This is a genomic window from Colwellia sp. PAMC 21821, from assembly GCF_002077175.1.
Classification (GTDB): Bacteria; Pseudomonadota; Gammaproteobacteria; order Enterobacterales; family Alteromonadaceae; genus Cognaticolwellia.
The window spans coordinates 1055296-1081400 of record NZ_CP014943.1 but is presented as its reverse complement, the minus strand read 5'-3'; the positions used below and the strand labels follow the sequence as shown (position 1 = coordinate 1081400).

General features: G+C 40.7%; 26 protein-coding genes. All 26 read left to right on the top strand.

Annotated features, from left to right (window positions below; genetic code table 11):
* Window positions 1-19: 19 nt before the first annotated feature.
* The 26 genes from fliH (at window position 20) to A3Q33_RS04380 (ending at window position 25855) form a co-directional block, all read left to right on the top strand.
* Window positions 20-814: a flagellar assembly protein FliH gene (gene fliH / locus A3Q33_RS04505; protein ID WP_081178908.1), complete on the top strand. Its 795-nt coding sequence runs from the start codon at window positions 20-22 to the stop codon at window positions 812-814.
* 165 nt (window positions 815-979) lie between these two features.
* Entirely contained in the window at window positions 980-2344 is a 1365-nt protein-coding gene (gene fliI / locus A3Q33_RS04500; protein ID WP_081178907.1) for a flagellar protein export ATPase FliI, read from the top strand.
* A gap of 83 nt (window positions 2345-2427) precedes the next feature.
* Complete coding sequence (fliJ, locus tag A3Q33_RS04495; protein ID WP_081178906.1) at window positions 2428-2862, top strand: flagellar export protein FliJ; 435 nt, start codon at window positions 2428-2430, stop codon at window positions 2860-2862.
* A 156-nt stretch (window positions 2863-3018) separates the two neighbouring features.
* Window positions 3019-5340, top strand: coding sequence for a flagellar hook-length control protein FliK (locus A3Q33_RS04490; RefSeq protein WP_081178905.1), 2322 nt, complete (start codon window positions 3019-3021; stop codon window positions 5338-5340).
* A 101-nt stretch (window positions 5341-5441) separates the two neighbouring features.
* Window positions 5442-5981 (top strand): flagellar basal body-associated protein FliL, encoded by a 540-nt coding sequence (gene fliL / locus A3Q33_RS04485; protein WP_081178904.1) that lies wholly within the window; start codon window positions 5442-5444, stop codon window positions 5979-5981.
* Window positions 5982-6100: 119 nt separating this feature from the next.
* Window positions 6101-7165: a flagellar motor switch protein FliM gene (fliM, locus tag A3Q33_RS04480; protein WP_081178903.1), complete on the top strand. Its 1065-nt coding sequence runs from the start codon at window positions 6101-6103 to the stop codon at window positions 7163-7165.
* A 181-nt stretch (window positions 7166-7346) separates the two neighbouring features.
* On the top strand, window positions 7347-7694 hold the full coding sequence (fliN, locus tag A3Q33_RS04475; protein WP_231295840.1) for a flagellar motor switch protein FliN: 348 nt from the start codon (window positions 7347-7349) through the stop codon (window positions 7692-7694).
* A gap of 6 nt (window positions 7695-7700) precedes the next feature.
* Window positions 7701-8285 (top strand): flagellar biosynthetic protein FliO, encoded by a 585-nt coding sequence (gene fliO, locus A3Q33_RS04470; protein ID WP_081178901.1) that lies wholly within the window; start codon window positions 7701-7703, stop codon window positions 8283-8285.
* Window positions 8269-9066 carry a flagellar type III secretion system pore protein FliP gene (gene fliP, locus A3Q33_RS04465; RefSeq protein WP_081148704.1) on the top strand — a complete coding sequence of 266 codons (798 nt, stop codon included), beginning with the start codon at window positions 8269-8271 and terminating at the stop codon, window positions 9064-9066. The genes fliO and fliP overlap by 17 nt, the downstream gene beginning before the upstream one ends.
* Entirely contained in the window at window positions 9066-9335 is a 270-nt protein-coding gene (gene fliQ, locus A3Q33_RS04460; RefSeq protein ID WP_081178900.1) for a flagellar biosynthesis protein FliQ, read from the top strand. Before fliP ends, fliQ begins: the two co-directional genes overlap by 1 nt.
* A 2-nt stretch (window positions 9336-9337) precedes the next feature.
* Window positions 9338-10123: a flagellar biosynthetic protein FliR gene (gene fliR / locus A3Q33_RS04455; protein WP_081148707.1), complete on the top strand. Its 786-nt coding sequence runs from the start codon at window positions 9338-9340 to the stop codon at window positions 10121-10123.
* Window positions 10123-11253: a flagellar biosynthesis protein FlhB gene (gene flhB, locus A3Q33_RS04450; RefSeq protein WP_081178899.1), complete on the top strand. Its 1131-nt coding sequence runs from the start codon at window positions 10123-10125 to the stop codon at window positions 11251-11253. Before fliR ends, flhB begins: the two co-directional genes overlap by 1 nt.
* 230 nt (window positions 11254-11483) lie before the next feature.
* Entirely contained in the window at window positions 11484-13586 is a 2103-nt protein-coding gene (gene flhA, locus A3Q33_RS04445) for a flagellar biosynthesis protein FlhA (protein ID WP_081178898.1), read from the top strand.
* A gap of 43 nt (window positions 13587-13629) precedes the next feature.
* The gene (flhF, locus tag A3Q33_RS04440; protein ID WP_081178897.1) at window positions 13630-15195 is read left to right on the top strand and encodes a flagellar biosynthesis GTPase FlhF; all 1566 of its coding nucleotides are present in this window, start codon (window positions 13630-13632) and stop codon (window positions 15193-15195) included.
* A gap of 75 nt (window positions 15196-15270) precedes the next feature.
* Entirely contained in the window at window positions 15271-16113 is an 843-nt protein-coding gene (locus A3Q33_RS04435; RefSeq protein ID WP_081178896.1) for a MinD/ParA family protein, read from the top strand.
* Window positions 16114-16134: 21 nt separating this feature from the next.
* Window positions 16135-16848: an RNA polymerase sigma factor FliA gene (locus A3Q33_RS04430; RefSeq protein WP_081178895.1), complete on the top strand. Its 714-nt coding sequence runs from the start codon at window positions 16135-16137 to the stop codon at window positions 16846-16848.
* Window positions 16849-16896: 48 nt separating this feature from the next.
* Window positions 16897-17280, top strand: a complete 384-nt coding sequence (gene cheY / locus A3Q33_RS04425) for a chemotaxis response regulator CheY (protein WP_081178894.1) — start codon at window positions 16897-16899, stop codon at window positions 17278-17280.
* Window positions 17281-17310: 30 nt separating this feature from the next.
* Window positions 17311-18054 carry a protein phosphatase CheZ gene (locus A3Q33_RS04420; protein ID WP_081178893.1) on the top strand — a complete coding sequence of 248 codons (744 nt, stop codon included), beginning with the start codon at window positions 17311-17313 and terminating at the stop codon, window positions 18052-18054.
* 13 nt (window positions 18055-18067) lie between these two features.
* The gene (locus tag A3Q33_RS04415) at window positions 18068-20185 is read left to right on the top strand and encodes a chemotaxis protein CheA (protein ID WP_081178892.1); all 2118 of its coding nucleotides are present in this window, start codon (window positions 18068-18070) and stop codon (window positions 20183-20185) included.
* A gap of 46 nt (window positions 20186-20231) precedes the next feature.
* Complete coding sequence (locus A3Q33_RS04410; RefSeq protein ID WP_081178891.1) at window positions 20232-21353, top strand: protein-glutamate methylesterase/protein-glutamine glutaminase; 1122 nt, start codon at window positions 20232-20234, stop codon at window positions 21351-21353.
* The gene (locus A3Q33_RS04405) at window positions 21346-22092 is read left to right on the top strand and encodes a flagellar motor protein (RefSeq protein ID WP_081178890.1); all 747 of its coding nucleotides are present in this window, start codon (window positions 21346-21348) and stop codon (window positions 22090-22092) included. Before A3Q33_RS04410 ends, A3Q33_RS04405 begins: the two co-directional genes overlap by 8 nt.
* On the top strand, window positions 22089-23087 hold the full coding sequence (locus tag A3Q33_RS04400; RefSeq protein WP_081178889.1) for a flagellar motor protein MotB: 999 nt from the start codon (window positions 22089-22091) through the stop codon (window positions 23085-23087). Before A3Q33_RS04405 ends, A3Q33_RS04400 begins: the two co-directional genes overlap by 4 nt.
* Window positions 23088-23096: 9 nt before the next feature.
* Window positions 23097-23873, top strand: a complete 777-nt coding sequence (locus A3Q33_RS04395; protein ID WP_081178888.1) for a ParA family protein — start codon at window positions 23097-23099, stop codon at window positions 23871-23873.
* A 4-nt stretch (window positions 23874-23877) separates the two neighbouring features.
* Window positions 23878-24759, top strand: a complete 882-nt coding sequence (locus A3Q33_RS04390) for a chemotaxis protein CheW (RefSeq protein ID WP_231295776.1) — start codon at window positions 23878-23880, stop codon at window positions 24757-24759.
* 75 nt (window positions 24760-24834) lie between these two features.
* Window positions 24835-25329, top strand: coding sequence for a chemotaxis protein CheW (locus A3Q33_RS04385; protein WP_081178887.1), 495 nt, complete (start codon window positions 24835-24837; stop codon window positions 25327-25329).
* 58 nt (window positions 25330-25387) lie between these two features.
* On the top strand, window positions 25388-25855 hold the full coding sequence (locus A3Q33_RS04380; protein WP_196798049.1) for a DUF2802 domain-containing protein: 468 nt from the start codon (window positions 25388-25390) through the stop codon (window positions 25853-25855).
* The last annotated feature ends 250 nt before the right edge of the window (window positions 25856-26105 follow it).

Here is a 26105-nt window from a genome sequence, read left to right as displayed (position 1 = left end):
TGTTAGCGAGTTTTAACTAATGGCACCGCACTCTGAGCCGGGCAGCGAAAAAGCTGCATCAACAAAAACTGAAAAAGTTGATACTTGGACAGTACCCAATGTACAACAAGATGCTGCTCAAGATGATGGTAAAACCAATGCGTTAGGAAAATCACGTAACTGGCGTTATGAACCGCCGGAGGAAACTGAAGTTTCTGAGCCTGTACCATTAACAGCGCAAGATATTGAAGAAATTCGTCAAGCAGCATTTGATGAAGGCTTTACTCAAGGTAAAGAGGAAGGGTTTGCTAAAGGTTTTGAAGAAGGTAAAGCCAGTGGTCATCAAGAAGGGCTTACCTCTGGGCATGAAGAAGGTGTGTCGCAAGGATTAGCTGAAGGTAAAGAAACCAGCGAGCAACAAATTGCGGCGATGCAAACACTGTTAGAGCAACTACATCAGCCTTTACTCAATGTTGAAAAGAATGTAGAAGCGCAATTATTACAGCTTGTGGTGCAATTAACCCAAGCGGTAACTAAGCATGAAGCGAAAACTAATCCCGATATTTTATTATCGGCGATTGCTGAAGGGATTAAAGCATTACCGGGGCAAGAGCCGCAAACACAAATTTTATTGCATCCACAAGATATTAAGTTAGTAGAACAACAATTTGGTGCAACACATATTCAAGAACAAGGCTGGCGTTTACTTGCCGCTCCGCAATTAAGCCCTGGTAGTTGTCAAATTGAAAACAGTACCTCTAATATCGACTTGAGCGTTAAGTCGCGTTTAAACGAAGTGTTGGAATCGTTTTTGCAAGAAGCTTTGCATCAATAAGCTTTGCATCAATATGCTTTAACTCATTTGTAGATCGGCATTTATGCCGTCAATTTGATCAACACAAATCCAACTAACACTTTACCCTTTGCGCGCAACATAGGCATAATAAAAATAATACCAATGCCCATGTACCCGTAAATTAATTAAAAAGCGTAAACATCTATGGTTGATATAAATCGCATAACCGAACGTTTAAAAGACTGTGAAAAGCTTATTCACCCGCATAGTGTATCTGTTGCAGGGCGTTTAGTTCGTGTGGTTGGTTTAACGTTAGAGGCGGTAGGTGTTAAAGCGCCAGTTGGTAGCCAATGTTTGGTGGAAACATCACAAGGCGATCTTATTGCAGAAATTGTAGGTTTCTCACAAGACATTACCTTTTTAATGCCTGAGCAGAGTTTGCAAGGTGTTTTGCCAGGTGCCCGCGTTGTTCCCTTATCTACGAAAGCGCGATTACCCTTATCTATGGATTTACTCGGCCGAGTTATTGACGGCGTCGGTAAGCCACTCGATGGTAAAGGCCCAATAAAAGCCGCTGATAACTATCAATACAACAGTAAACCCATTAACCCATTGTCAAGACGCGCTATTACAGAACCACTCGATGTTGGCGTTCGGTCAATTAATAGTTTCCTTACCGTTGGCGTAGGGCAACGAATGGGCTTATTTGCCGGCTCAGGTGTCGGTAAAAGTGTGCTTTTAGGTATGATGACACGGGGCACAACCGCCGATGTTATTGTCGTGGGGTTAATCGGTGAGCGTGGGCGAGAAGTTAAAGAGTTTATTGAAGAAATTTTAGGTGAAGAAGGTCGAGCACGTTCTGTGGTAATCGCAGCACCTGCCGATAATTCGCCATTAATGCGTCTTAAAGGCTGTGAAACTGCAGTGCAAATCAGTGAATACTTTCGCGACCAAGGCTTAAATGTTTTACTGTTGATTGATTCCCTTACACGATACGCGCAGGCACAACGTGAAATTGCCTTAGCGGTAGGTGAGCCACCCGCAACTAAAGGCTATCCGCCTTCAGTTTTTTCTAAATTACCACAGCTTGTAGAGCGTGCAGGTAATGGCGGTGATGGCCAAGGTTCAATTAGTGCATTTTTTACCGTATTAACCGAAGGTGATGACTTGCAAGACCCGATCGCAGATGCTGCCCGTGCTATTCTAGATGGTCATATTGTTTTGTCTCGAAAATTAGCCGATGCTGGGCATTATCCTGCGGTTGATATCGAAGGCTCGATTAGTCGCGTTATGCCAATGGTAACCAGCGAAGAGCATCAGCAGCTTGCTAGACAACTGCGCCAAGTTTATGCCCTATATCAAGAGAACAAAGATTTGATCTCCATTGGTGCCTATAGCAGAGGTACTGACCCAAGAATAGATCAAGCGATTGACCTACAACCAGTTATTCAGTTTTTCTTACAACAAAAAATGCTCGATATTATTCCATACGATCAAAGCTTAGCCCAGTTGCAGGAAGTATTAGCAGCCGCACAAGCGCACGCTCAACAAAATCAGCCTGCACAATGATCAAACTGCATAAATATCAAACAGCGCCAATATCAAAAAGCACAAGTATCAAAAAGCACAAGTATCAATAAGGAATTAAAGCCATGAAACAGTTGAACACCTTATATAAATTTGAGCTCGATAAAGAGCAAAAAGCGTCGCAAGCATTACAAGCCGCGGAATTTGACTATCAGCAAAATAAAGACCGTTTTAAAAATGTTAGTGATTATCGCTTAGAATATATGCGCCGGTTAAATCAGCGTTCATTAGAAGGCATTGATAGCGCAACATATAGCCATTTTCATGCTTTTATCGCGAAACTAGATAATGCAGCTCAGCAAGTTAAAATTGCGGTTCACCAGGCTAAAGCTCTAGTTGAAACCCGTAAAAAGCAATGGTTAGAGCAAAGACGAAAAATACAAGCGGTGGAATTGTTAAGAGATAAAAAACTTGCCATTTTGCAACTTGCCGCCAACAAACAAGAACAAAAAATGTTTGATGAAATAGCCACTCAACAATTTCTTCGACGTCAGCGTTAAACTCCCCCCATTACAGTCACGAATAGTATTCAATAGTGCCTAAATTTTTCAGTAAACCACGCCCATACAAACAAGTTCTGGAATGAATTTTGCTTAATTAACAATAGAAATAATTTATTAAATTGCGCTTAAGTCGATATTTAAGAAAGGTTTGTTATGTCTCAAGTAAATTTTTTGTCTGCTGATGTTGGCCAAACCCCTGATAAACAGGGTGCTAAAGGTGATTCATCAATAAAAAATCAAGCGAAAACCCAGGCATTTTCCGATGCTATGGAGCAACATTATCCAAGAAAAACCGTTGCTGAATCGGATAATAAAAATAAGCAAGGCGGCAATCTTACGTCTAAAGCGGCAGAACAACAGCAACAGCTTATAAGTAAAGACAGTGCATTAAAGCCTTTCAAGGGTAATCAAACCGGTGACACTCAAGCTTTGCCTTTACCGGCCAATGATGCGTCTTTATCCGCTAAAAACGATAATAGCCAAAATTCATCGATGCCTTTTCCTATTGATAATGAGTCCCAATTAGCAGCAAATAAAACGGTAAACGATGATGCTGATAAACTGCCAGTGCCCTTGCCAATAGATGATAAATCTTTAGTAACCTCACCAAAAGAGGGCGATGGATTTATTGTTCCTATAACGGTAGCTGCAAATGGCGAACAGTTAATTACTGGTGCCAAGTCTAAAGATTCTGAACATACACTGCCTGTTCCTCTTCCTGTAACACCATTAGAAGCAGAAATTAGAGCGATTGAAAAAGCTGGAGGAGCATTTAATGGCGACCCTAAAGCATCAAATAATCAGTCAAATTCATATGTCGGCGCTCAAACTCAAACGGTAAATAACGCTGCGAGTCACGTCGAAAAAGATGATGCTGTTGATTTATTAAAAATGTTGCAGGGATCACAGCAATTATTGACCAAGTCTGCGGCAGAAAATACCAGTGTTGAACTACAGGGTAAAATTACAGCGGCAGTTGATGAATCAATATTGGCCAACAATAAAAATATAATGCTATCAGAGCAGGCTAAAAATCTAACTGCAGAGCAAAACGTACTAGCAAAAAATGTTAAAGGTGAGCAAGTAACCGTGTTAGCAAATGCTAATAACACTCAACAAAATAAATTACTTGCAACTGGTGAAGCTAGCGCGAAACAGTTATCTGAGATTACCGCCGAAACTGTAGCAGGGGGCTTAGTCAAGAACGTTGCAAGTAGTACGTTAAAAAACTCTGCTGAGAGTTCGGCCCTAAATACAGCTCAGAATGTGGTTAACACTCCTGATGCCTCGAATGCTAAGCAGATAGCAACAAGTGTAGAGAGTGCAAACTTATTAGCTAGCGAGCAAGGGGGAGTTGATGAAGCCGACTTAATTGCAGAGCAAGCACGCATTCAGGCCTTGGCTCAAGAAGTGAATGCTGCAGATAAAAATCAAGAAGCTAAGCAAAATATTAAGCAAGAAACTCAGCAAGTAACTAGGCAAGAAGCTAGCAATCGAGAATTGCTAAGTAGTGCGACAGATAAAGATAGTGTATTAGATCTAGCGCAGGCTAAAAAAGTATCCGCGCCTGAATTAATCGCTGAGCAAAATACCGTTCATAAAGCTGTTGTTAGCGAAAGCAATGAAGTTAAAGTGCAAACGGCAGAATTGAAACAAGTCAATGTGGCCGACTCCAAACGTGCTAATGATAACGAGCCAGCACAAACGCGCACGGTTAATCAGAGTACGGCAGCTGCAATCAGCGCGTCGACTGCAGAGCCAAAGGTTGATGCTAATCAAAAACCTGAGGCAAATGAAGTTGTTGATAAACTCAGCAGTGCTAAAGTTGATGAACAAAAGTTAGCTAAAACTGAGGGTGAGAAACTAGCGCCACAAGTTGATAAAATTACCTCAGCTTTCAATCAAACGTTAGATGCGATGGCAACTAGACCTGTGGCAAGTTCTGCAGAATTAGCGGCACAGCAAACGCAAAATTTTGAAAGTACAATAAACCATTTAACGACTAATACCGTACAAAGCCAAAAATCTATCACGGCTTTGAATACCGAAACTATTGCCATTTACCGTAAAGACTTTGCTGATGCGGTTAAAGATAAAGTGATGGTGATGATCAATCAAAAAATTCAACAAGTAGAAATTCAGCTTGATCCACCAGAGATGGGTAATATTCATGTGCGAGTGAATTTACAGAATGAACAAGCAGCCGTGCAGTTTGTTGTGCAAAACCAACAAGCAAAAGAGGCTTTAGAGCAAAATATGGGTAAACTTCGCGATATGCTAGCTGAAAGTGGTGTTGATGTCGGAGACGCTAATATCGAACAGCGCGAAGCAAAAGAGCAAAAGGGTAATGACTTTGGGCAACAGGCCAATAAAGGTCAAAATGGCGAAGCGACTGAAGATAATGTCAGTGCAAATGACAACTCAATGCACAATGTGGTCAAAGCTTCATCATCGGGTGTCGATTACTATGCTTAATTCAATAATACACCCACAATACTTGATAAACTCTTTGGATTAGCAGCTATTCAACGATATAGTTTAACAATAGCTTTAAAAAATCTGCAAAGGTAGGGAACATGGCTGACGAAAAAGAACTTGAGCTAGATAATTCAGGAAAGAAAAAGAAGCTAATTATTATTATCGCTATTGTGGTGATATTAGCTGCTGCAGGCGGCGGTGCCGCATTTTTTATGCTCGGTGGTGAAGATGAAACATCACAAGCAGCAGCTGATAGTGAATTAAGCGCTGATGGGGAAGGCGAAAGTGCAGGATCATCCGCTGAAAGTGCAGAAATTGGCTCGGCCTTATATGTGCCAATGCCAAGACCTTTTCGCTTCAATGTTCCAGGCAACGCACGTGACCGCTTTGTTGAAATTCGTGTGCAACTATTGGTGCGAGGTTCAGATAATGAAGAAGCCGCCAAAAAGCATGTGCCTTTAATTGAAAGTGCATTGCTAGGGGTTTTTTCGCGTTCAAACGCTGATGACTTAGCAACTAGCGCAGGAAAAACATCGTTAAAACAAACGGCTTTAGTCGAAGTACAAAAAATAATGACCGAAGTCGAGAGCAGTGACATTATCGAAAAAGTATTATTTACTGGTTTTGTTATGCAGTAAAACGCTAACAGTAAGCGTTTGTAGCAATATCCAGAGCAGAAAAATACGTTAAGTAACTAATTCAATAGCTACAATTTGTAAACAGTGTAACTACATTAACAAGATAAAGAGAATATCGAGTGAGTGATTTATTATCTCAAGAGGAAATTGATGCACTTTTACATGGTGTAGATGATGTTGAAGAAGAAGAGATTGAAGAGGACTACTCCCAAGCAGATGGAGGAACCACTGATTACGATTTTTCTTCACAAGATCGTATTGTGCGTGGCCGTATGCCAACGCTGGAAATGGTCAACGAGCGATTTGCTCGCCACATGCGCATTAGTTTATTTAATATGATGCGACGCTCAGCAGAGGTTTCTATTAACGGTATCCAAATGATTAAATTTGGAGAGTACGTACATACTTTATTTGTGCCAACCAGCTTAAATATGGTGCGTTTTCGCCCATTAAAAGGCACGGCATTAATTACCATGGAAGCACGATTAGTTTTTATTTTAGTGGATAACTTTTTTGGTGGTGACGGTAGATATCACGCCAAAATTGAGGGCCGTGAGTTTACCCCTACCGAACGTCGTATCGTACAGATGTTGCTAAAAATTATCTTTGAAGATTACAAAGAAGCATGGTCTCCGGTGATGGATGTTTCATTTGAATATCTTGATTCAGAAGTTAACCCTTCTATGGCCAATATTGTTAGCCCAACAGAAGTTGTGGTTATTAGTTCTTTTCATATTGAACTAGACGGCGGTGGTGGCGACTTTCATGTTGCATTACCGTACGCAATGTTAGAGCCGATTCGTGAATTGCTCGATGCAGGTGTTCAAAGTGATAAAGAAGACACCGATATGCGCTGGTCGAAGGCTTTGCGTGATGAAATTATGGATGTTCCTGTTGAATTATCGACTAAATTTATAGAAGTGAAACTGTCATTACAAAAAATTATGGATTTTAAAGCGGGTGATATTATCCCCATTGAAATGCCGGATCATATCACCGTCTTAGTAGAGAACTTACCGTCATTTAGAGCTAAGCTCGGTAGAAGTCGTGATAATTTAGCGTTGAAAATAGAATCAAAAATTAAACGTCCACAGTCTGTGAAATCTGAACTGACCATTTTGACCAAAGGTGGTAAACGTCTAGACAATGACTCTGAACTGCATTTGTTAGAAGATGAACTTTAAGTCGCATTTATAAAGAAGCATCTATAAAAAAATTTATTAAATGTGGTGTAAAAATCGCATAACAGCATAATAGGCAATAATAAAAGAATAGCGTGGTTATTTTGACGTTACTCGAAGAAAATTGAGGAAAAACAACATGAGTACAGAAAACGAAGACGATTTAAGTCAATGGGATGAAGCGATGGATGAACAAGCTGCCTCTGAAGCTGCAGAAACTGTAGAATTAGAAGATTTAAAAGATGATAGTGGCTCCATCTCAGGTGAAGAAAAACATAAGCTAGATGCTATTTTAGACATACCTGTTACTATTTCTATGGAAGTGGGACGTAGTCATATCAGTATTCGTAACCTGTTACAGCTTAATCAAGGTTCGGTTGTTGAACTTGACCGTGTTGCCGGAGAGGCCCTAGATGTTTTGGTTAATGGTACTTTAATCGCTCACGGTGAAGTGGTGGTCGTTAACGATAAATTTGGTATTCGTTTAACCGATGTTATCAGCCAAGTTGAACGTATCAAAAAGTTAAAATAGCGACTAATGAAAAAAATATTGTCAGTATGCTTTATATGGTTGGCCTTTTTAGCATTTAGTTATGCTGAAGAAGTGGTTAATGATGTTACTTCACAGGTTGTTATTGCGAAAGCGGTTACACCTCTAACAGAAACGGTTACCCCCGTTCAAGAGGCGGTTATTCCCGTTGAAGAAGCGGTTACACCTTTAGAAGCAACAGTTGTTTCCGTTGAAGCCGCAGACACACCTGTTGAGGTGGGTAAACATGTTACTGCCAACATGGATGCCATGAGCATGATCATGTCCTTGTTGATGGTACTTGCGGTCATTATTGTCAGTGCGGTGATATTAAAGCGCTTTCAAGGTGTGCGTCATAGTATTAATGGTTTGAAAATAGTCACCAGCCTGCATCTTGGTGCTAAAGAGAAACTAGTGGTAGTTCAAGCCGGTGAAAAGCAACTTTTACTCGGTGTTACTGCGCAGCAAATTACCTTATTAGAAACGCTCGACGAACCTTTGGTAACTGCTAAAGAAAATAGTGTCGATTTCGCTCAATCGTTAGCTAAATTACTCAAACAAAAAGCTATGAAAACTTATGATAAACAAAAATAAAAAATCATTATTATCGTTAAACAAAATCGTAACTTTGCTGTTTACGATTTTGTCGTTTTTACTGATTAGCAATACGAGTTTTGCCGCCGATGATCTTTCACTATCAGCGTTAACCTTAACCACTAATCCTGATGGCTCACAAGAATACTCAGTTACCTTACAAATATTAATTTTTATGACCGCGCTGAGCTTCATCCCAGCCGCGGTTATAATGATGACCTCTTTCACCCGTATTGTTGTGGTAATGGCCATTCTACGACAAGCGTTTGGTTTACAACAAACACCGTCAAACCAAGTGATTATCGGCATTACCTTGTTCATGACCTTATTTATTATGACGCCAGTTTATAACGAAATTAATGAACGAGCGATTCAACCTTATTTACAAGAGCAACTAACCTCGGTTGAGGCTATTAATAAAGCTAAAGTGCCTTTACGCGCCTTTATGCTAGAGCAAACACGTATTAAAGACCTAGATACATTGGCGCAAATGGCCGGTATTGATCAAGTTGATCAACCCACTGACTTACCCATGACCGTTATTATTCCCGCCTTTGTCATTAGTGAATTAAAAACGGCATTTCAAATCGGATTTATGCTATTTATTCCCTTTTTGATTATAGATTTAGTCGTGGCAAGTATATTAATGGCGATGGGGATGATGATGCTATCGCCGATGATAGTCTCCTTACCGTTTAAACTAATGTTGTTTGTACTGATCGACGGTTGGAATTTAGTAATAGGCACATTGGCCACCAGTTATGGTATGGGAGCTACGTAATGGGTCCTGAGGTATTTGTTGATATTTTGCGAGATGCGTTGCTTCTGGTCATTATACTGGTAAGTGCCGTTATTGTACCAAGCTTAATTATTGGTTTGATTGTGGCGGTATTCCAAGCGGCTACATCGATAAATGAACAAACGTTAAGTTTTTTACCTCGTTTAATTGTTACCTTGCTCTCTTTAATTATAGGCGGGCATTGGTTGGTGCAAAAATTAATGGATTATTCCATTCGCCTGATTGGTAGTATTCCTAGCGTGGTCAGTTAACCATGGAGTTTACTGAGTCAGTTATTAATCAAAGCATGGCTGACTTCTTGCTGCCACTTGCGCGTATTTCAGCCATGGTAATGTCAATGATAGGCCTAGGCGCAAAAGCAATTCCTGGGCGAGTAAAACTGTTTTTTTGTTTAGCGATTACTGTGGCCGTTATGCCAGCGCTACCACCAGCCCGTGTTGATAATCTGTTTTCATTAGCGACAGCACTGCTCATTGGCGAGCAAATGATTATTGGCATTATGCTCGGTTTTGTCACAGTAATGGTGGTAAATACTTTTACTTTAGCAGGGCAAATTATCGCGATGCAAACCGGTTTAGGTTTCGCATCGCTTGTTGACCCTGCCAGTGGAACCAGCGTGCCAGCGGTAGGTCAATTCTTTCTAATTTTATCGTCATTGTTATTCTGGGCGATGGATGGTCATCTCGCTTATTTGCAGTTTGTTGTCGCCAGTTTTGACACCATTCCGATCCCAGCCCCTGAGTTTTCCAGTATCAAGTTTAAAGAGATTGCCGAGTGGGGTGGCTGGATGTTTGCTACCGCTTTATCACTCGCTATTGCACCATTAACGGCGATGCTATTGATTAATTTTTCATTCGGGATCATGACGCGAGCAGCCCCGCAATTAAATATATTTGCTATCGGTTTTCCAATTACCATGTGCGCCGGGCTATTAATTATGTGGTTAACCATGGGTAATTTTTACAGTCACTTTGTTATGCAGTGGCAACGCGCCTTAGATTTTAGTTGTTATCTTATTGATTGCGGAGCGGCACCCTAATGGCAGAGTCTGACAGTGGTGAAAAAACCGAAGAACCGACGGCGAAAAAACTTTCTGACGCGAGAAAAAAAGGCCAAATTGCGCGATCGAAAGATTTAGGCACGATGTTTGTTTTAGTTGGTGCAGCCCTCGCCATTATGCTGCTGGGAAGCTCCCTCGTTGAAGGTTTATCTACAATGATGACCCGTCTGTTTAGCTTGAATCGTAGAGAAACCATGGATGTGCATGCTTTATATCAAGTGGCCAGCGATGGGGTAAGCGCGATAATGGTGCCTTTTCTTTGGATACACATTATCATCGTAATTGCTGCATTAATTGGCAATATGATACTGGGTGGCATCAGTTTTTCTTGGCAAGCTATGGCACCAAAAGCCAGTAAACTTTCGCCGATGGCAGGCTTTAAACGCATGTTTGGCGTGCAGGCTTATGTTGAGCTTTTAAAATCTATTCTTAAGTTTTTTGTGGTTTTTATTTCAGCTTATTTGTTATTGAGCAGCCTGTTCGGTCAAATTGTGAATTTAAGTACTGAAAATATTCCGAATAATTTTTCGCATGCCGTGTCATTACTGATGTGGATGTTTTTGGCGTTAGCACTTTCCATCGGTATTATTGTGGTTATTGATGCGCCATATCAAGTGTGGAATCATAATCGTCAATTGAAAATGAGCAAGCAAGAAATCAAAGACGAAATGAAAAACTCAGAAGGTAGCCCCGAAACTAAAGGTCGTGTAAGAAGGGCGCAATATGAGATGTCACAGCGGCGCATGATGCAAGACGTACCTCAATCTGACGTGGTGATCACCAACCCGACTCATTATTCTGTCGCCCTTAAATATGATGCAGAAGTCGGCGGAGCTCCGGTATTGGTAGCTAAAGGTATCGATGAAATGGCCTTACATATTCGTACCATCGCCAAAGAGCACAATATTGAAATTGTAGCATCACCCGCATTGGCGAGATCTCTCTATTACACCGCAGAGCCCAACGAAGAAATTCCAGAACAATTGTTCGCCGCTGTAGCGCAAATCCTGGCCTTTATTTTTCAACTTAATGCCCACAAAAAAGGTAAAGCGCGACGACCTAAAGCCGTCGCCAAAAATCTACCTATCCCGGATGAATTTAGATATTAAAAAAAGAAAGAGAAGCTATCAGTTTTAAGCTGTCAGCTGTCAGCTGTCAGTTAAAGGGCGTTAGTTTTAAGTTTGAAGCTGTCAGCTATCAGTTAAGGGCGTTAGTTTTAAGCTTTTAACTGACAGCTTCTAACTGACAGCTTTAACTTACAGCTTATAAATGTTTTTTTTGAAATTGGTCTGATTATTGCTTTTCAATAGACATGTCAAAAAATTATCCCTAAGAGCTCATGCAGTTAGCCGCAACTTTTAATAATTTAAAAAAACAAAAACTTAACCTACTTTCAGGTCTAGGCACACCATTCCTTGTGATGGCGGCGCTCGGTATGGTTATTTTACCTATGCCAGCATTATTGCTAGATATCCTCTTTTCTTTCAATATTGCGCTGTCTTTGGTGGTTTTATTAATCACGGTTTATACCTTAAAGCCGCTCGAATTCGGTTCATTCCCTGCTGTATTACTAATTGCGACTATTTTGCGCTTAGCGCTTAATGTTGCCAGTACGCGTGTGGTATTGCTTGAAGGTCATGAAGGGCCCGATGCGGCAGGTAAGGTAATTGAAGCTTTTGGCTCGGTTGTTATTGGTGGAAATTACGCGGTTGGTTTAGTGGTTTTTGCTATTCTTATTATTATAAATTTCGTTGTAGTTACAAAAGGTGCGGGGCGTATTGCTGAAGTAACAGCACGCTTTACATTAGATGCGATGCCAGGCAAACAAATGGCTATCGACGCGGATTTAAATGCCGGTTTTATCACAGCAGATGAAGCGCGTGAACGCCGAGTTGAAGTCACCAGTGAAGCCGACTTTTATGGCTCAATGGATGGTGCGAGTAAATTCGTTAAAGGCGATGCTATTGCGGGTATTTTAATACTTTTTATTAATATTGTTGGCGGTTTAATTATTGGTATGGTTCAACATGACCTTTCGTTTGATCGTGCGGTAGAAATTTATACGCTATTAACTATCGGTGATGGTTTAGTTGCACAAATTCCAGGATTACTGCTGTCAGTAGGCACGGCAATTGTCGTTACTCGTCAAAACACTTCTCAAGACATGGGCGAGCAAGTAAGCAGCCAACTTGGACAAGGTAAATCACTTTATATTGCTTCAGGTGTTATGTTCGTTATGGGTATTGTGCCAGGTATGCCACATGTTGCTTTTTTAACTTTCGCCGTATTAATTGGCGGTGTTGCCTTTTTTAGCAGTAAATACAAAGTGGCTAAAGCAGCACAACTTATTGAAGATAGCCAAGTGGCCGAAGCGCAAAACATACAACAAGAAGCTGATGTTAAAGACCTTGGCTGGGACGATGTAAATCATGTTGATATTATCGGTCTTGAAATAGGATATCGTTTAATTCCCTTGGTTGATAAAGCCCAAGGCGGCGAATTGCTTAATCGTATTAAAGGTGTCAGGAAAAAGCTTTCACAAGAGTTTGGCTTTTTGGTACCCGCGGTACATATTCGCGACAATTTAGATTTAGACCCTAACAGTTATCGCATATCGTTAATGGGCGTAACGGTTGGAGAAGCAGAAATTCGCCATGACAATGAGTTAGCTATTAATCCAGGTCAAGTATTTGGCAAGCTCGATGGCATTGCAACAAAAGATCCTGCTTTTGGCTTAGATGCCGTATGGATAAAACAAGATCAACGAGAACATGCACAATCATTGGGTTACACCGTTGTTGATGCCGCCACCGTACTAGCAACACATTTAAGTCAAATTTTAACAAATAATACCGCACAATTATTAGGCCATGAAGAAGTTCAAAACTTGCTTGATATGCTAGAAAAGAGTTATCCGAAACTTATTGAAGGTTTGATCCCTGACGTATTGTCATTAGGCACTATCGTCAAAGTTTTACAAAACTTAATGAATGAAGGCGTGGCCGTTCGAGATATGCGCAGCATTATTCAAACATTAGTTGAGTATGGACCTAAGAGCCAAGACCCTGAAGTTCTTACGGCTGCTGTGCGCATAACCCTACGAAAATTCATTGTTCAAGAGTTAGTTGGGCCGACCGTTGAAGTACCTGTCATAACTTTGTCACCAGAGTTGGAACAAATGTTGCACCAGTCTATGCAAATGGCTGGAGACGATGGCGCAGGTATCGAACCAGGTTTAGCAGAACGGTTACAAAAATCTTTGACAGATGGTGCACAACAGCAAGAAATGGCTGGCGATACACCTATTTTATTAACGTCAGGTATTTTACGTTCAGTACTCGCTAAATTTGTAAAATATACCATCCCGGGATTACGTGTTATTTCTTATCAAGAAATTCCGGATGACAAACAAATTAAAATTGTTAGTGCTATCGGCCAGTAAACAGATATTTCAACGTAGTTGTACTGAATTATAAGGGTTGGCGATGAAAATTAGACGTTATGTAGCAAAAGATATGAGAAGCGCACTCGCTCAAATTAAAGATGAATTGGGTGTAGACGCGGTAATTATGTCTAATAAAAAGATTGCTGAAGGTGTCGAATTAATGGCGGCGGTTGATTATAACCAAAGTATAAAGCCTGCCAAGGCACCTGCTCAGCATAACCATGAGCTAAGCGCTGTGGAAAGTGCACAGCCAGCTAACCCTGCCGATATAGCCGAAGATACCGTGGCCATTAGCAGTGCACCTAAGCCAGTTGAACAGGCTGCAAACGTACCCGCAGACAGTTTAGCCGCCTTACTTAGCCGACAAGTACAACAAAATGGCTATGATAAAGCACCCGCAACACGCGCATTTAATAGCCAAATAGAAAACTCATCGACAAAAGTTACCCCGCAAGCTAATGCTAAGCAGAGTGGTGTTCCACAAGATATTGAGCAACAATTTAAAAACTTTACGACGCGTTTAGAACAGACTACGGAAATGGAAACGCCTGACAGCGCTGTTAATCAGCAAACTAGTAGCGCTCAAAATGAATCAAATAATACAAACTTCCATGACGCGATTGACCAATCAATGGCAGCATCTGAGAAAATGAGTTCTCATGGCGAACGTCAAATAAATAGCAGTGAATTTGACCGCATGCAAAAAGAAATGTCTTCAATTCGTCAGCTGTTAGAGCATCAAATGTCGGGTTTAATGTGGCAAGATATGGCACAGAAAGATCCAATGCGCGCAGTATTAGTTAATAAATTAATGGCCATGGGTCTTAATGAACAAATTGCCGATCAAATTGCTGGTTACGTTCCAGCCAATACGCATGAACAAGATGCATGGCAGCAAGCAAAACACATAATCGCGCAACAATTAAACACCACTAACAATGACATTATTCAACGTGGTGGTGTTGTGTCTCTAGTTGGCCCAACAGGTGTTGGTAAAACCACAACTATTGCGAAACTAGCCGCCCGATTTTCACAAGTTCACGGTGCTGACCAAGTAGTCTTAATTTCGACTGATAGTTATCGTATTGCTGGCTTTGAGCAACTTGCCACTTACGGCCGCATTATTGGTTGCCAAGTTAAGCTGGCTAACGACGGTAATGAGTTAGATAGCCTATTACAACAGTTTGCCCAAAAGAAATTAATCTTAATAGACACGGCTGGTATGGGGCAAAGAGATATGCGCCTAACTGAGCATTTGACTACCTTAATTTCGAATGCACGTGTTAGAATTCGTAATTACTTAGTGTTAGCAGCCAATACGCAACAGCGTGTAATGCAAGAAAATGTTGAACGTTTTAAGCGCATTCCATTGGCGGGCTGTATTTATACGAAATTAGATGAAAGCCTAAGTGTTGGTGAAATTATAACCACATCACTGCAAAATGGTTTAGCTATTGGCTATCTTACTGATGGGCAAAGGGTTCCAGAAGATATTAAGGTTGCAAATGCTGAGAAATTGGTTACGCTTGCAGATAGAATGGCAATTAAGTCTCAAGGCTCAGGAACTGTTTCCTGGCGGACACCCGCATCAGCCGTAGCAGTATAGTCGCCTTACAATAGGCAGAGCACTTATACCATTGAATATATATTTCATTTGGTATTATATAGAGAAGTTACTTAGATGATAGATCAAGCGAGCGGCTTAAGAAAAATGCAAGATCCCCAACTTATAAAAGTCATAGCAGTTTCTGGCGGTAAAGGTGGCGTTGGTAAAACCAATGTCTCGTTAAATACTGCAATTTCCTTAGCTAAATTAGGTAAGAGCGTTTTAGTGCTTGATGCCGACTTAGGTTTAGCGAATGTTGATGTCATGCTAGGTTTGCGCGTACAACGTAACTTGTCTCATGTTTTATCCGGCGAGTGTGAACTTGATGATATTATTATCCAAGGTCCTGCTGGCATTAATATTATTCCGGCCACGTCGGGCACGCAATCAATGGTAGATTTAACCCCAGCGGAGCATGCTGGGCTTATTCGTGCTTTTAGTGATATGCAAACTAAATTTGATATTCTCATTGTTGATACTGCCGCTGGTATCTCGGATATGGTGTTAAGTTTTTGCCGAGCATCACAAGATGTTTTATTGGTTGTATGCGACGAACCTACCTCAATTACCGACTGTTATGCCTTAATGAAACTGCTCAGCAGAGATCACGGCCTATTCAAGTTTAAAGTTGTGGCAAATATGGTGCGCAGCCCGAAAGAGGGCCAAAACTTATTTGCTAAACTCTCTAAAGTTACCGATAGATTTTTAGATGTTACCTTAGAGCTTGTCGCGGTTGTCCCTTATGATGAAAATATTCGTAAATCGGTTAGAAAACAACAAGCAATTGTAGAAGCATATCCAGACTCACCAGCCTCAATAGGCTTTCAAGCACTCGCCAAGAATATTATTAGCTGGCCAATGCCGAAGCAAGCGTCAGGGCATTTAGAATTCTTTATTGAGCAATTGCTAGAACATTAACCCACAAATAAGTGAGCTATAGTGGTAAAAGTACATACTTATAGTGTTGATAAATCGGCTTTGCTGGAGCAACACACGGTGCTTGTGAAACGTATTGCTTATCATTTGCTTGCCCGATTACCTGCCAGCGTTATTGTTGATGATCTTATTCAATCCGGCATGATAGGTTTACTTGAAGCGTCCAATAATTTTGATAACAGCAAAGGTGCAAGTTTTGAAACTTTTGCTGGTATTCGTATTCGTGGCGCTATGCTTGATGAAATTCGTCGAGGCGACTGGGTTCCCCGCTCAGTGCATAAAAATAGTCGCATGGTCAGCGAAGCCATAAAACACTTAGAAGCTGAACACGGACGCGATGTCAGCGATGTTGAAGTGGCAGAAAAACTTGAAATCACCATAAATGAATATCATCAGATCCTTAATGAAGTCAGTTCAGGAAAAATACTCGGCATTGATGACCTAGGTGTCAGTGAAGATGTTATTGAAGTCGCGCACAGTCATCATCAAGATGAACCTTATGCTAATATTGAACATAGTTTCTTTAAAAAATCACTGGCAGAATGTATTTCTTCTTTACCAGAGCGAGAAGCTTTAGTACTGTCATTATATTACGATGAAGAGCTTAACCTTAGAGAAATAGGCCAAGTACTTGATGTCAGCGAATCTCGGGTAAGCCAAATACACAGTCAGGCAATGCATCGATTAAAAGCTCGTATGCAATCTTGGCAAAGTTAAGTAGAATAATAATATAGTAGAATTTAAATGTTCTCACCGGAGGGTGCCTTGGATAAAAATATGAAAGTGCTTGTTGTTGACGATTTTTCAACAATGAGACGTATAATCAAAAACTTATTACGTGACTTAGGCTTTACCAATATCTCAGAAGCAGATGATGGTAATACGGCATTGCCGATGCTTAAAGAGGGTAACTTTGATTTTGTTGTTACTGATTGGAATATGCCGGGTATGCAAGGTATTGATTTACTTAAAGCGATTAGAGCTGATAGTAATTTATCTCATATTCCGGTTTTAATGGTAACGGCAGAAGCTAAGAAAGAACAAATTATCATGGCGGCACAAGCTGGCGTTAATGGCTATATCGTAAAACCATTTACCGCTGCTACATTAAACACCAAGCTTGATAAAATTTTCGAACGACTTGGTTAGTCATCAATTTTTGTTTCGCAAGGCCGTCATATGAGTACTAATACCAGTGTCCATGTTTCATTAGAGCAAGCTAAACTGTTGGTCGAATATCTTGAAAACGATCAACAAGATAAAGCCGATGAGTTAATCGCTGAAATTCAAACCCCGATTAATTCTGAGCTGTTTGCTGAAATAGGTAAGTTAACCCGTCAATTACATGACTCTTTGAATAATTTTCAAATTGATTCACGTTTGAGTGACTTAGCTACTGAAGAAATACCAGACGCTAAAGAAAGACTGAATTTTGTTATCAAAAGTACGGAAGAAGCCGCTAATAAAACCATGGATGCCGTTGAAGCTATTTTTCCGGTGGTTAATGGTATTCAACAGAAAATCAGTACGGTTAATCCACTGTGGCAAAAATTAATGCAAAACGAACTCGATGTCAGTGAGTTTAAGTCATTATGTCGAGATATCGATGTGCTACTGAAAACAACAGAAAAAGATACCGACAAAATTAATCGCTTGATGACCGATGTTTTAATGGCACAAGACTTTCAAGATCTTACAGGACAAGTTATTCGCAAAGTTATCGACTTAGTGCGCGAAGTTGAAGACAGCTTGATCAGTATGCTGACCGCCTTTGGTCTTTCTTCAGAGCAGAGCCCATTGAATAAACTGCCCACCGTCGGTGATAACTTAGTCGAGGGTCCGATTATTAATAGTAAAAATCGTAATGATGTTGTGGCAAATCAAGACGACGTTGATGATTTATTATCAAGCTTAGGTTTTTAATAGGAGTTCTTAAATGTCATTTGAACAAGATGAAGAAATTCTTCAGGATTTTTTAATCGAAGCTGGAGAAATACTTGAGTCCTTGTCTGAGCAATTAGTTGAGCTTGAAAATGACCCGAATAATGCCGAATTACTCAATGCTATTTTTAGAGGGTTTCATACCGTAAAAGGGGGCGCTGGCTTTTTATCACTTACTGAATTAGTCGATGCTTGCCACGGCGCAGAAAATGTTTTCGATACCTTAAGAAATCAGCAGAGATCAGTTACCCCATCGTTAATGGATGTCATTCTCCAATCACTTGACACAATTAACGAAATGTTTACGCAAGTGCAAAATAAAGAGCCACTGACAAGCGCCGAACCTAGTTTGTTAGCCGAGTTACACCGTTTATCTCAGCCTGAAGGTCAAGAAACTCCTGTGCTTGCAGCGCCTATTGCAACGCCTGAGGCTAATGCGCCGGAAGCTATTGGCAGTTCAAGCGATGAAATGTCAGATGATGAATTTGAACGCTTATTAGATGAGCTTCATGGCGGTGGTGCTCCAACGCCTAGTGCTCCTGTTTCCCCGCAGTCAAGCTCTTCATCCAATAATGATATATCAGACGATGAATTTGAATCATTACTTGATGAACTTCATGGCCAAGGTGCTTTTTCTGCTGCAGTTAGCACAACGCATGAGCAGTCGGCAAGCTCATCGTCACCCGATGAAATTAATGATGATGATTTTGAGGCATTATTAGATGAACTTCACGGTAAAGGTAAAAGCCCTCAAGCGCAAACGCCTCAAGATCAGACTCCTGCACCTGAAAAGCCCGCAGCGAAAGTTGTACCGGTTGCTAAAGCGGCAAGTGCACCTGCAGCAAAAGCACCAGAAGTTAAGGCGGCAGTGAAACAAGCACCGGTAGGCGACAAAAAACCGGCACCTGCAAAGTCTGCTCAAGGTGAAACAACCGTTAGGGTTGATACCAAACGCTTAGATCAAATTATGAACATGGTGGGTGAGTTAGTTTTAGTGCGTAATCGCCTAACTAGTTTAGGCGTGACTAAAGAAGATGAAGAATTAACTAAGGCGGTGTCAAACCTCGATGCTGTAACCACTGACTTACAAGGCGCGGTAATGAAAACGCGTATGCAGCCGATAAAGAAAGTATTCGGTCGTTTTCCTCGTGTAGTACGAGATTTAGCGCGCAGTCTTAATAAAGAAATAAAACTTATTCTAGAAGGTGAAGAAACCGATTTAGATAAAAACTTAGTTGAAGCTTTAGCTGATCCTTTAGTACATCTTGTGCGTAACTCGGTTGATCACGGTATTGAAGACCCTGATAAACGCGCAGCCGCTGGCAAGCCACGAGAAGGTATTGTTGTTTTATCAGCATCGCAAGAAGGCGATCATATTCTGCTCACCATTCGTGACGATGGTGCTGGTATGAATGCCGGAAAATTAAAAGAAATTGCCATAGAACGCGGTGTGTTAGATGCAGACGCAGCAGCGCGTATGTCTGATAAAGAAGCTTTTAGCCTTATTTTTGCACCTGGATTTTCTACCAAAACTGAAATTTCAGAAGTATCAGGGCGTGGCGTCGGGATGGATGTGGTTAAAACAAAAATTACCCAACTTAATGGTACGGTCAGCATCGATTCAGAAATGGGCGTAGGCACCATACTTGAAATTAAAGTACCGCTAACTTTAGCAATATTACCAACGTTAATGGTAGTGATTGGTAAGCAGACATTTGCATTACCTTTGGCGGCTGTAAATGAAATATTCCATCTTGATTTAACTAAAACTAACCAAGTTGATGGACAGCTAACCATTATTGTCCGTCAAAAAGCTATCCCATTATTTTATCTTGATCAGTGGCTAGTGAGAGATTATGTAGAAAAGCCACGAGAACGCGGTCATGTAGTAATTGTCCAGCTAGGTAACCAACAAATTGGTTTCGTTGTTGATAGCTTAATTGGTCAAGAAGAAGTGGTTATTAAGCCATTAGACAGATTATTACATGGTACGCCAGGTATGGCAGGTGCAACAATAACAAGTGACGGCGGTATTGCCTTGATTATTGATGTCCCGAATATGCTGAAGTTTTATGCTAAAAAATCGGTAGTAAATAAAAAATTACGTTCATAATACTTATGAGTAAAAACACATAATCACGACAGGAAATAGATTGTAAATGTCCTTTAAAGTATTGGTGGTTGATGACTCCAGTTTTTTTCGACGCAGAGTAACGGATATTCTCAATAAGGATCCTGAACTTGACGTAATCGATGTTGCTATTAATGGCTTAGAAGCGGTTGAAAAGGCCATAGCTTTAAAGCCAGATGTAATCACCATGGATATAGAAATGCCGTTATTAAATGGCATTGACGCGGTTAAACAGATCATGGCAAAAGCACCAACGGCCATTATTATGTTCTCTTCTTTAACTCATTCCGGCGCACAAGCCACGCTCGAAGCATTAAATGCTGGGGCGTTGGATTTTCTGCCGAAAAAATTTAATGAAATAGCCAAAACGACTGAAGACGCTGGCAGTTTATTGCGTCAGCGCGTTAAGTTACTCGCGAGAAAAAAAGGCGCTACTTTACCTCGAATATCTACTTTTCGATCACGGACTGTAGCAGACACTAAAGCTAAAACAAGCATTTCAACTTCCCCAAGAGCTGCTTCAACAATTAGCTCGCGCAAGAGTGTATCGCTAAGAAATAGTTCTGGTAAACAATATAAATTATTAGCCATAGGCACTTCAACAGGAGGGCCTGTGGCATTACAAAAACTCTTAACTCAATTGCCTCAAGACTTCCCCTTGCCAATTGTTATTGTGCAGCATATGCCGGCGGCTTTTACCTTAGCTTTTGCTAACCGACTAGATAGCCTGTGTAAAATAAAGGTAAAACAAGCAAGTTCAGGTGACATTTTAAAGCCGGGTCATGCTTATTTAGCACCTGGTGGTAAACAAATGGTCATTGATGGTACAGAAAATGCAGCAAAACTGAGAGTACTGGAAGACAATTCTGAGCGGATTGCTTTCAAACCCAGTGTAGATATTAGTTTTGCTTCAGCGGCTAAAGTTTTTGGCGGCAATGTTTTAGGCATTATATTAACCGGAATGGGCGCTGATGGTCGTGAAGGTTCGCGATTATTAAAAAGTAAGGGCGCAACTATTTGGGCGCAGGACGAGGAGTCTTGTGTTGTTTATGGTATGCCCCAAGCGGTAACGGTTGCCGGAATATCTGAACTATCACTGGCGCTTGAAAGCTTTCCATCTGCAATTCTTAAGGAAATACAGCATGGATAAACTAAGTATAACGGGATTATTTGTTGCCATTTTGGCAATTTATTTTGGTTTTATTATTGATGGTGGTTCAATATCGTCGTTATTGGAACTTCCGGCATTTATCATCGTTTTTGGTGGCACGCTCGGTGCGGTAATGTTGCAGTCATCACAACGCCAATTTTCACATGCAATGACCTTACTAAAATGGTTGGTTTTCCCGCCTAAGTATAATATTGAATTAGGCATTGAATCCATCGTGCTATGGGCTGAGAAAGCACGAGAATCTGGTTTTTTGTCTCTGGAGCATATTGCCGAAGAAGAAAATGACTTTTATGTTAACAAAGGCTTAAACCTGCTTGTCGACGGAGTAGAGGTTGAAAATCTACGAGTGTCACTAGAATTAGATTTAGACTTATATCGTGAACATAACTTACGCTCTGCTCATGTATTTGAGTCAATGGGAGGCTACAGCCCAACCATTGGTATTTTAGGTGCTGTACTTGGTTTAATACATGCCATGTCAAATTTAGCCGATCCGCAATTATTGGGGCAAGGCATTGCCACCGCATTTGTTGCCACTATTTACGGTGTTGGATTTGCCAATCTTATATACTTACCCGTGGCCAATAAAATTAAAGCCATAGTTCATCAGCAAACTATGTATCGTGAAATGATGACGGAAGGACTCATTTCCATTGCCTTAGCAGAAAATCCACATGCCATTGAAAATAAACTATCGGCATTTCGGTTAGAACAATGAACCGCTTACGAACAAGGCGCCACCAAGTAGAGCATGAAAATGTTGAGCGTTGGTTGGTTTCTTATGCAGATTATATGACTTTGCTTTTCGCGCTTTTTGTCGTGTTATATGCCATGGCGATGATCGATGAAAAGCCATTCGAAACAGCAACAGAATCTATAGGTCGAGTATTTCAAGCGAATGATGAAAAACCTAAAAATCGGGGGCATGGTGATGACATTTTACCGGTTAATAGCTCTAAAACGAATAAACGGTTATTTGGCAATGGTATTTTGGAAGACGCCGGACCTGAACTTGTTACCGGTGAAGTAACCTTATCTAATGTCTCAGATGCACAAGTGGGCACAACGTTAACGTCTTTGGAAGAAGATCTTCATGAAGCATTATACGAACTGGTTGAGTCGGGATATGCCCAACTGCAAATAGACGGCGACTGGTTAGAAATTGAATTAAACAGCGGTTTATTATTTCCAAGTGGTTCATCGTCGCCTACGAATGCCGCAAAAGATATTTTGACGGTTATATATCAAATTATTGCCGACTCAAGCAACTATATTCGGGTTAGAGGCTATACCGATAACCAAGCGATCGATACTGAAATATTTTCCTCTAATTGGGAATTATCAGTTTTCAGAGCAACGGCCATTTTACGTGTGCTAGAAGAGTTGACCTTAAATCCTGCGCGCATGGCGATTGAAGGCTATGGGCAATATTACCCAAGTGCTGACAACGCTACGGCAACCGGTCGAGCTAAAAACCGCCGTGTTGTTATTGCGATTTCAAAATATGGTTTAGAAAAAGCCAATTTATTGGCAACTCCCACTATTTCAGTAAAAGATGTTGAAGCGATTAAAAACATTAGCACTGAAACAGTAGATGACGAAATTCGCATTATCCGACTTGATAATGGTGGCATTCGCATTACCACGAGGTCTGAGCCTAACGCTAACAACGAAGTTGCTAATCCGCCCGAAGCAGAAAATAACGAACAATAGGAATTTCACTTGGTAGTTTGGACAGTTGCAAATCAAAAAGGTGGCGTAGGAAAAACTACGTCAACTATTGCCTTGGCGGGTTTATTAGCCGAACAGGGCAATCGAGTATTGCTGATTGATACCGATCCTCATGCCTCACTCAGTTATTATTTTGGTATTGAATCTGAAGACTTAGAGCTGAGCGTATATGACTTGTTTATACAGGTAGCCGGCAAAGAACAAATTATGCAAAGCGTATGTCCTTCAAGTTATCAAAATATCGACATACTGCCGGCTACTATGGGTTTAGCAACACTGGATCGCTCACTTGGTAATAAAGGTGGTATGGGATTAGTGTTAAAAAAGGCCTTGCGTGTAATTCAGGATGAATATGACTACGTACTGATTGATTGCCCGCCAGTGTTAGGGGTATTGATGGTAAACGCGTTAGCGGCCAGCGATAGAATTATTGTCCCGGTACAAACTGAATTTTTGGCACTTAAAGGTTTAGACCGCATGATGAAAACCTTAGAAGTTATGCAAGGTCAGCAACCCACAGCCTTTAAATATACAATTGTCCCCACCATGTTTGATAAACGCACAAAAGCTTCAATATTGTCTTATAAAAAACTACAGGCACTTTATGGTGAGTCAGTGTGGCCCGCAGTCATTCCTATTGATACTAACTTTCGTAATGCCAGTGATGCACAAAAGGTACCTTCAGACTATGCTGCTAAGTCTCGTGGTATCATTGCTTATCGAAATTTACTAAAATATTTAGTTAACTTAAACACCAAGAGTAAGTAAATCTATGCCAAAACCTTTAGCGGCAAGTAAAAAGTTAATGCAAAGCTATTTGTCAGAATTGCTTACAGAAGAAGTAGAGCAAAAACCTGCACTGCCAGTTAAAGAGAAGCAAACTCATTCGCTTGAAAAATTACTCAATAGTGCAACCTTCCCGCCGTTGGCTGAACAAGACAGCACTGACGCATTGAGTTCAGCAAAATCGGCGAATAAAAAAATAAAGCAAGAAGTCTTAAGTCGTGATCAGGCGATGACTGAAGTGGCTGTTAAACCCATTCAGTCAAAAACTGCGCCGAAACCTACGCTTAAAGCAGCTGAACTAAAGCCAGAACTAAAGCCAGAACTAAAACCAGAGCTACAGCCGATAAAAACTAACGCAAATGAAATTAAAACCCGTAAAAGTGCAGGTGGTTTTGCAGCGACCAAAAAGCTAAGTTATCGAGAGGGCGACTTTCAGGCGATGTTTTTCGATGTGGCAGGTTTACAAATCGCCGTACCGCTGGTTGAACTAGGGGGCATCCATAATACGGATAAAACCACGCCATTGATGGGAAAACCAGACTGGTTTAAAGGCGTAATGCTACACCGGGACGAAAAAGTTAATGTAGTTGATACCGCACTTTGGGTTATGCCAGAGAAATGCAATGAAGCCTTAATGTCGGCACTGAACTATCAATATATTATCATGCTATGTGATTCCTCGTGGGGCTTAATGGCTGAGAACTTGGTCGATACGGTCACGCTCAAGCAAGAAGATGTAAAATGGTTAGACTCAACAAACAAACGACCTTGGCTCGCAGGGTTAGTCAAAAATCGTATGTGCGCACTGCTAGATGTTGAATCCTTAATTAAGTTATTGGAAAAAGGCGCAAATATAAGACAAGAATAATTGATGATTTGAGACTTGCCAGTATACTTAGTGCATAAGTATTTTAAGAAACCGAAATTTAAAGAGGTCAGCAGTATGTCTGATGAAAGACGCAATGCAAGCGAACGTGTAGACATCAATGATGAGGTACTGCAATGGGTAACGTTTAAGCTCGATAACGAAACCTATGGTATTAACGTCATGCAAGTACAAGAAGTCTTGCGCTACACCGAAATAGCACCGGTTCCAGGTGCACCAATGTATGTTATGGGCATCATCAATTTACGCGGTAATGTAGTCACCGTGATAGATACTCGGACAAGATTTGGCCTTGAGTCTGCTGAAATAACTGACAATACTCGTATTGTGATCATTGAAGCTGAAACGCAGGTTATTGGTATTTTAGTCGATAGCGTTGCTGAAGTTGTATATTTAAAAGCATCAGAGATTGATGTCGCGCCAAATATTGGCAACGATGAAAGTGCTAAATTTATCCAAGGCGTTTCAAACCGAGAGGGTGAGCTACTGATTTTAGTAGATTTGAATAAATTACTCTCTGATGACGAGTGGGATGAATTAAAACAATTCTAACGTCAACCAATAAGCCTGCATGTGTAGGCTTTTATCTCCCAGCGAACTTAATTATACTATGGAAAATATCCCCGCGAACTTGATCAGCCTAATCGCATTTGCCATTGTGATGCTTGTTGCTATGCTTTTACTGTCACTAAAAAATCGTTTTACTAAGCAAATAGAAGCGTTAGAACAACAGGTTACTAGTCAAGAAATGCTGTTGGTAGAATTACAAGATTTACTTGCAAGCAGTCAATCTCAATTAGACATTAACCAAAAGCAATGCAGTGAATCGCAACGAGACAATGAACAAGTTAGCAAGCAACTAGAGCACCGTATTAAAGTGGCTCAGGACCAGTTCAGTAGCCAACTTCAAACCATTGAACAGCTTTTACATCAGCAACCCGAAGATAAACTCTACACTCGAGCACAAAAGTTGGTTGAACTCGGCGCAGACATTGCTGAAATTATGCGTGAGTGCGATATACCAAGAGCCGAGGCCGAAATGTTACTTTCAGTGCATAGGCAAAAATCTACAAAATAATCATTATGCTCTACACCGTTAAACTTACTTCGCCGTGATATAAAAAATTGATCTTAAAGTTACATTTAAAAATAAAATTATTATTGCGCTCGTGGTAAACTGCACGACTGAGAAAAATCATGTTATTTTTATACCAAGTTGATTCATTAAGTGATCGGCTTTATACGCCGTAAAAGTGGCCAAATACAAGGTATTTACTTTAATAACGAGTTGTTCAGGACAATATGCTCCTGCATTGGCTAATAAGCTG

What these genes read in the sequence shown, in the direction of transcription:
- flhA (WP_081178898.1), top strand. Translation starts at nt 11,484, where the DNA reads ATGCAGTTAGCCGCAACTTTTAATAATTTAAAAAAACAAAAACTTAAC.
- fliJ (WP_081178906.1), top strand. Translation starts at nt 2,428, where the DNA reads ATGAAACAGTTGAACACCTTATATAAATTTGAGCTCGATAAAGAGCAA.
- fliO (WP_081178901.1), top strand. Translation starts at nt 7,701, where the DNA reads ATGAAAAAAATATTGTCAGTATGCTTTATATGGTTGGCCTTTTTAGCA.
- A3Q33_RS04405 (WP_081178890.1), top strand. Translation starts at nt 21,346, where the DNA reads ATGGATAAACTAAGTATAACGGGATTATTTGTTGCCATTTTGGCAATT.
- fliH (WP_081178908.1), top strand. Translation starts at nt 20, where the DNA reads ATGGCACCGCACTCTGAGCCGGGCAGCGAAAAAGCTGCATCAACAAAA.
- A3Q33_RS04490 (WP_081178905.1), top strand. Translation starts at nt 3,019, where the DNA reads ATGTCTCAAGTAAATTTTTTGTCTGCTGATGTTGGCCAAACCCCTGAT.
- A3Q33_RS04390 (WP_231295776.1), top strand. Translation starts at nt 23,878, where the DNA reads ATGCCAAAACCTTTAGCGGCAAGTAAAAAGTTAATGCAAAGCTATTTG.
- A3Q33_RS04380 (WP_196798049.1), top strand. Translation starts at nt 25,388, where the DNA reads ATGGAAAATATCCCCGCGAACTTGATCAGCCTAATCGCATTTGCCATT.
- fliL (WP_081178904.1), top strand. Translation starts at nt 5,442, where the DNA reads ATGGCTGACGAAAAAGAACTTGAGCTAGATAATTCAGGAAAGAAAAAG.
- A3Q33_RS04385 (WP_081178887.1), top strand. Translation starts at nt 24,835, where the DNA reads ATGTCTGATGAAAGACGCAATGCAAGCGAACGTGTAGACATCAATGAT.
- fliR (WP_081148707.1), top strand. Translation starts at nt 9,338, where the DNA reads ATGGAGTTTACTGAGTCAGTTATTAATCAAAGCATGGCTGACTTCTTG.
- A3Q33_RS04410 (WP_081178891.1), top strand. Translation starts at nt 20,232, where the DNA reads ATGTCCTTTAAAGTATTGGTGGTTGATGACTCCAGTTTTTTTCGACGC.
- A3Q33_RS04435 (WP_081178896.1), top strand. Translation starts at nt 15,271, where the DNA reads ATGATAGATCAAGCGAGCGGCTTAAGAAAAATGCAAGATCCCCAACTT.
- fliI (WP_081178907.1), top strand. Translation starts at nt 980, where the DNA reads ATGGTTGATATAAATCGCATAACCGAACGTTTAAAAGACTGTGAAAAG.
- fliQ (WP_081178900.1), top strand. Translation starts at nt 9,066, where the DNA reads ATGGGTCCTGAGGTATTTGTTGATATTTTGCGAGATGCGTTGCTTCTG.
- A3Q33_RS04420 (WP_081178893.1), top strand. Translation starts at nt 17,311, where the DNA reads ATGAGTACTAATACCAGTGTCCATGTTTCATTAGAGCAAGCTAAACTG.
- flhB (WP_081178899.1), top strand. Translation starts at nt 10,123, where the DNA reads ATGGCAGAGTCTGACAGTGGTGAAAAAACCGAAGAACCGACGGCGAAA.
- fliP (WP_081148704.1), top strand. Translation starts at nt 8,269, where the DNA reads ATGATAAACAAAAATAAAAAATCATTATTATCGTTAAACAAAATCGTA.
- A3Q33_RS04400 (WP_081178889.1), top strand. Translation starts at nt 22,089, where the DNA reads ATGAACCGCTTACGAACAAGGCGCCACCAAGTAGAGCATGAAAATGTT.
- flhF (WP_081178897.1), top strand. Translation starts at nt 13,630, where the DNA reads ATGAAAATTAGACGTTATGTAGCAAAAGATATGAGAAGCGCACTCGCT.
- fliN (WP_231295840.1), top strand. Translation starts at nt 7,347, where the DNA reads ATGGATGAACAAGCTGCCTCTGAAGCTGCAGAAACTGTAGAATTAGAA.
- A3Q33_RS04415 (WP_081178892.1), top strand. Translation starts at nt 18,068, where the DNA reads ATGTCATTTGAACAAGATGAAGAAATTCTTCAGGATTTTTTAATCGAA.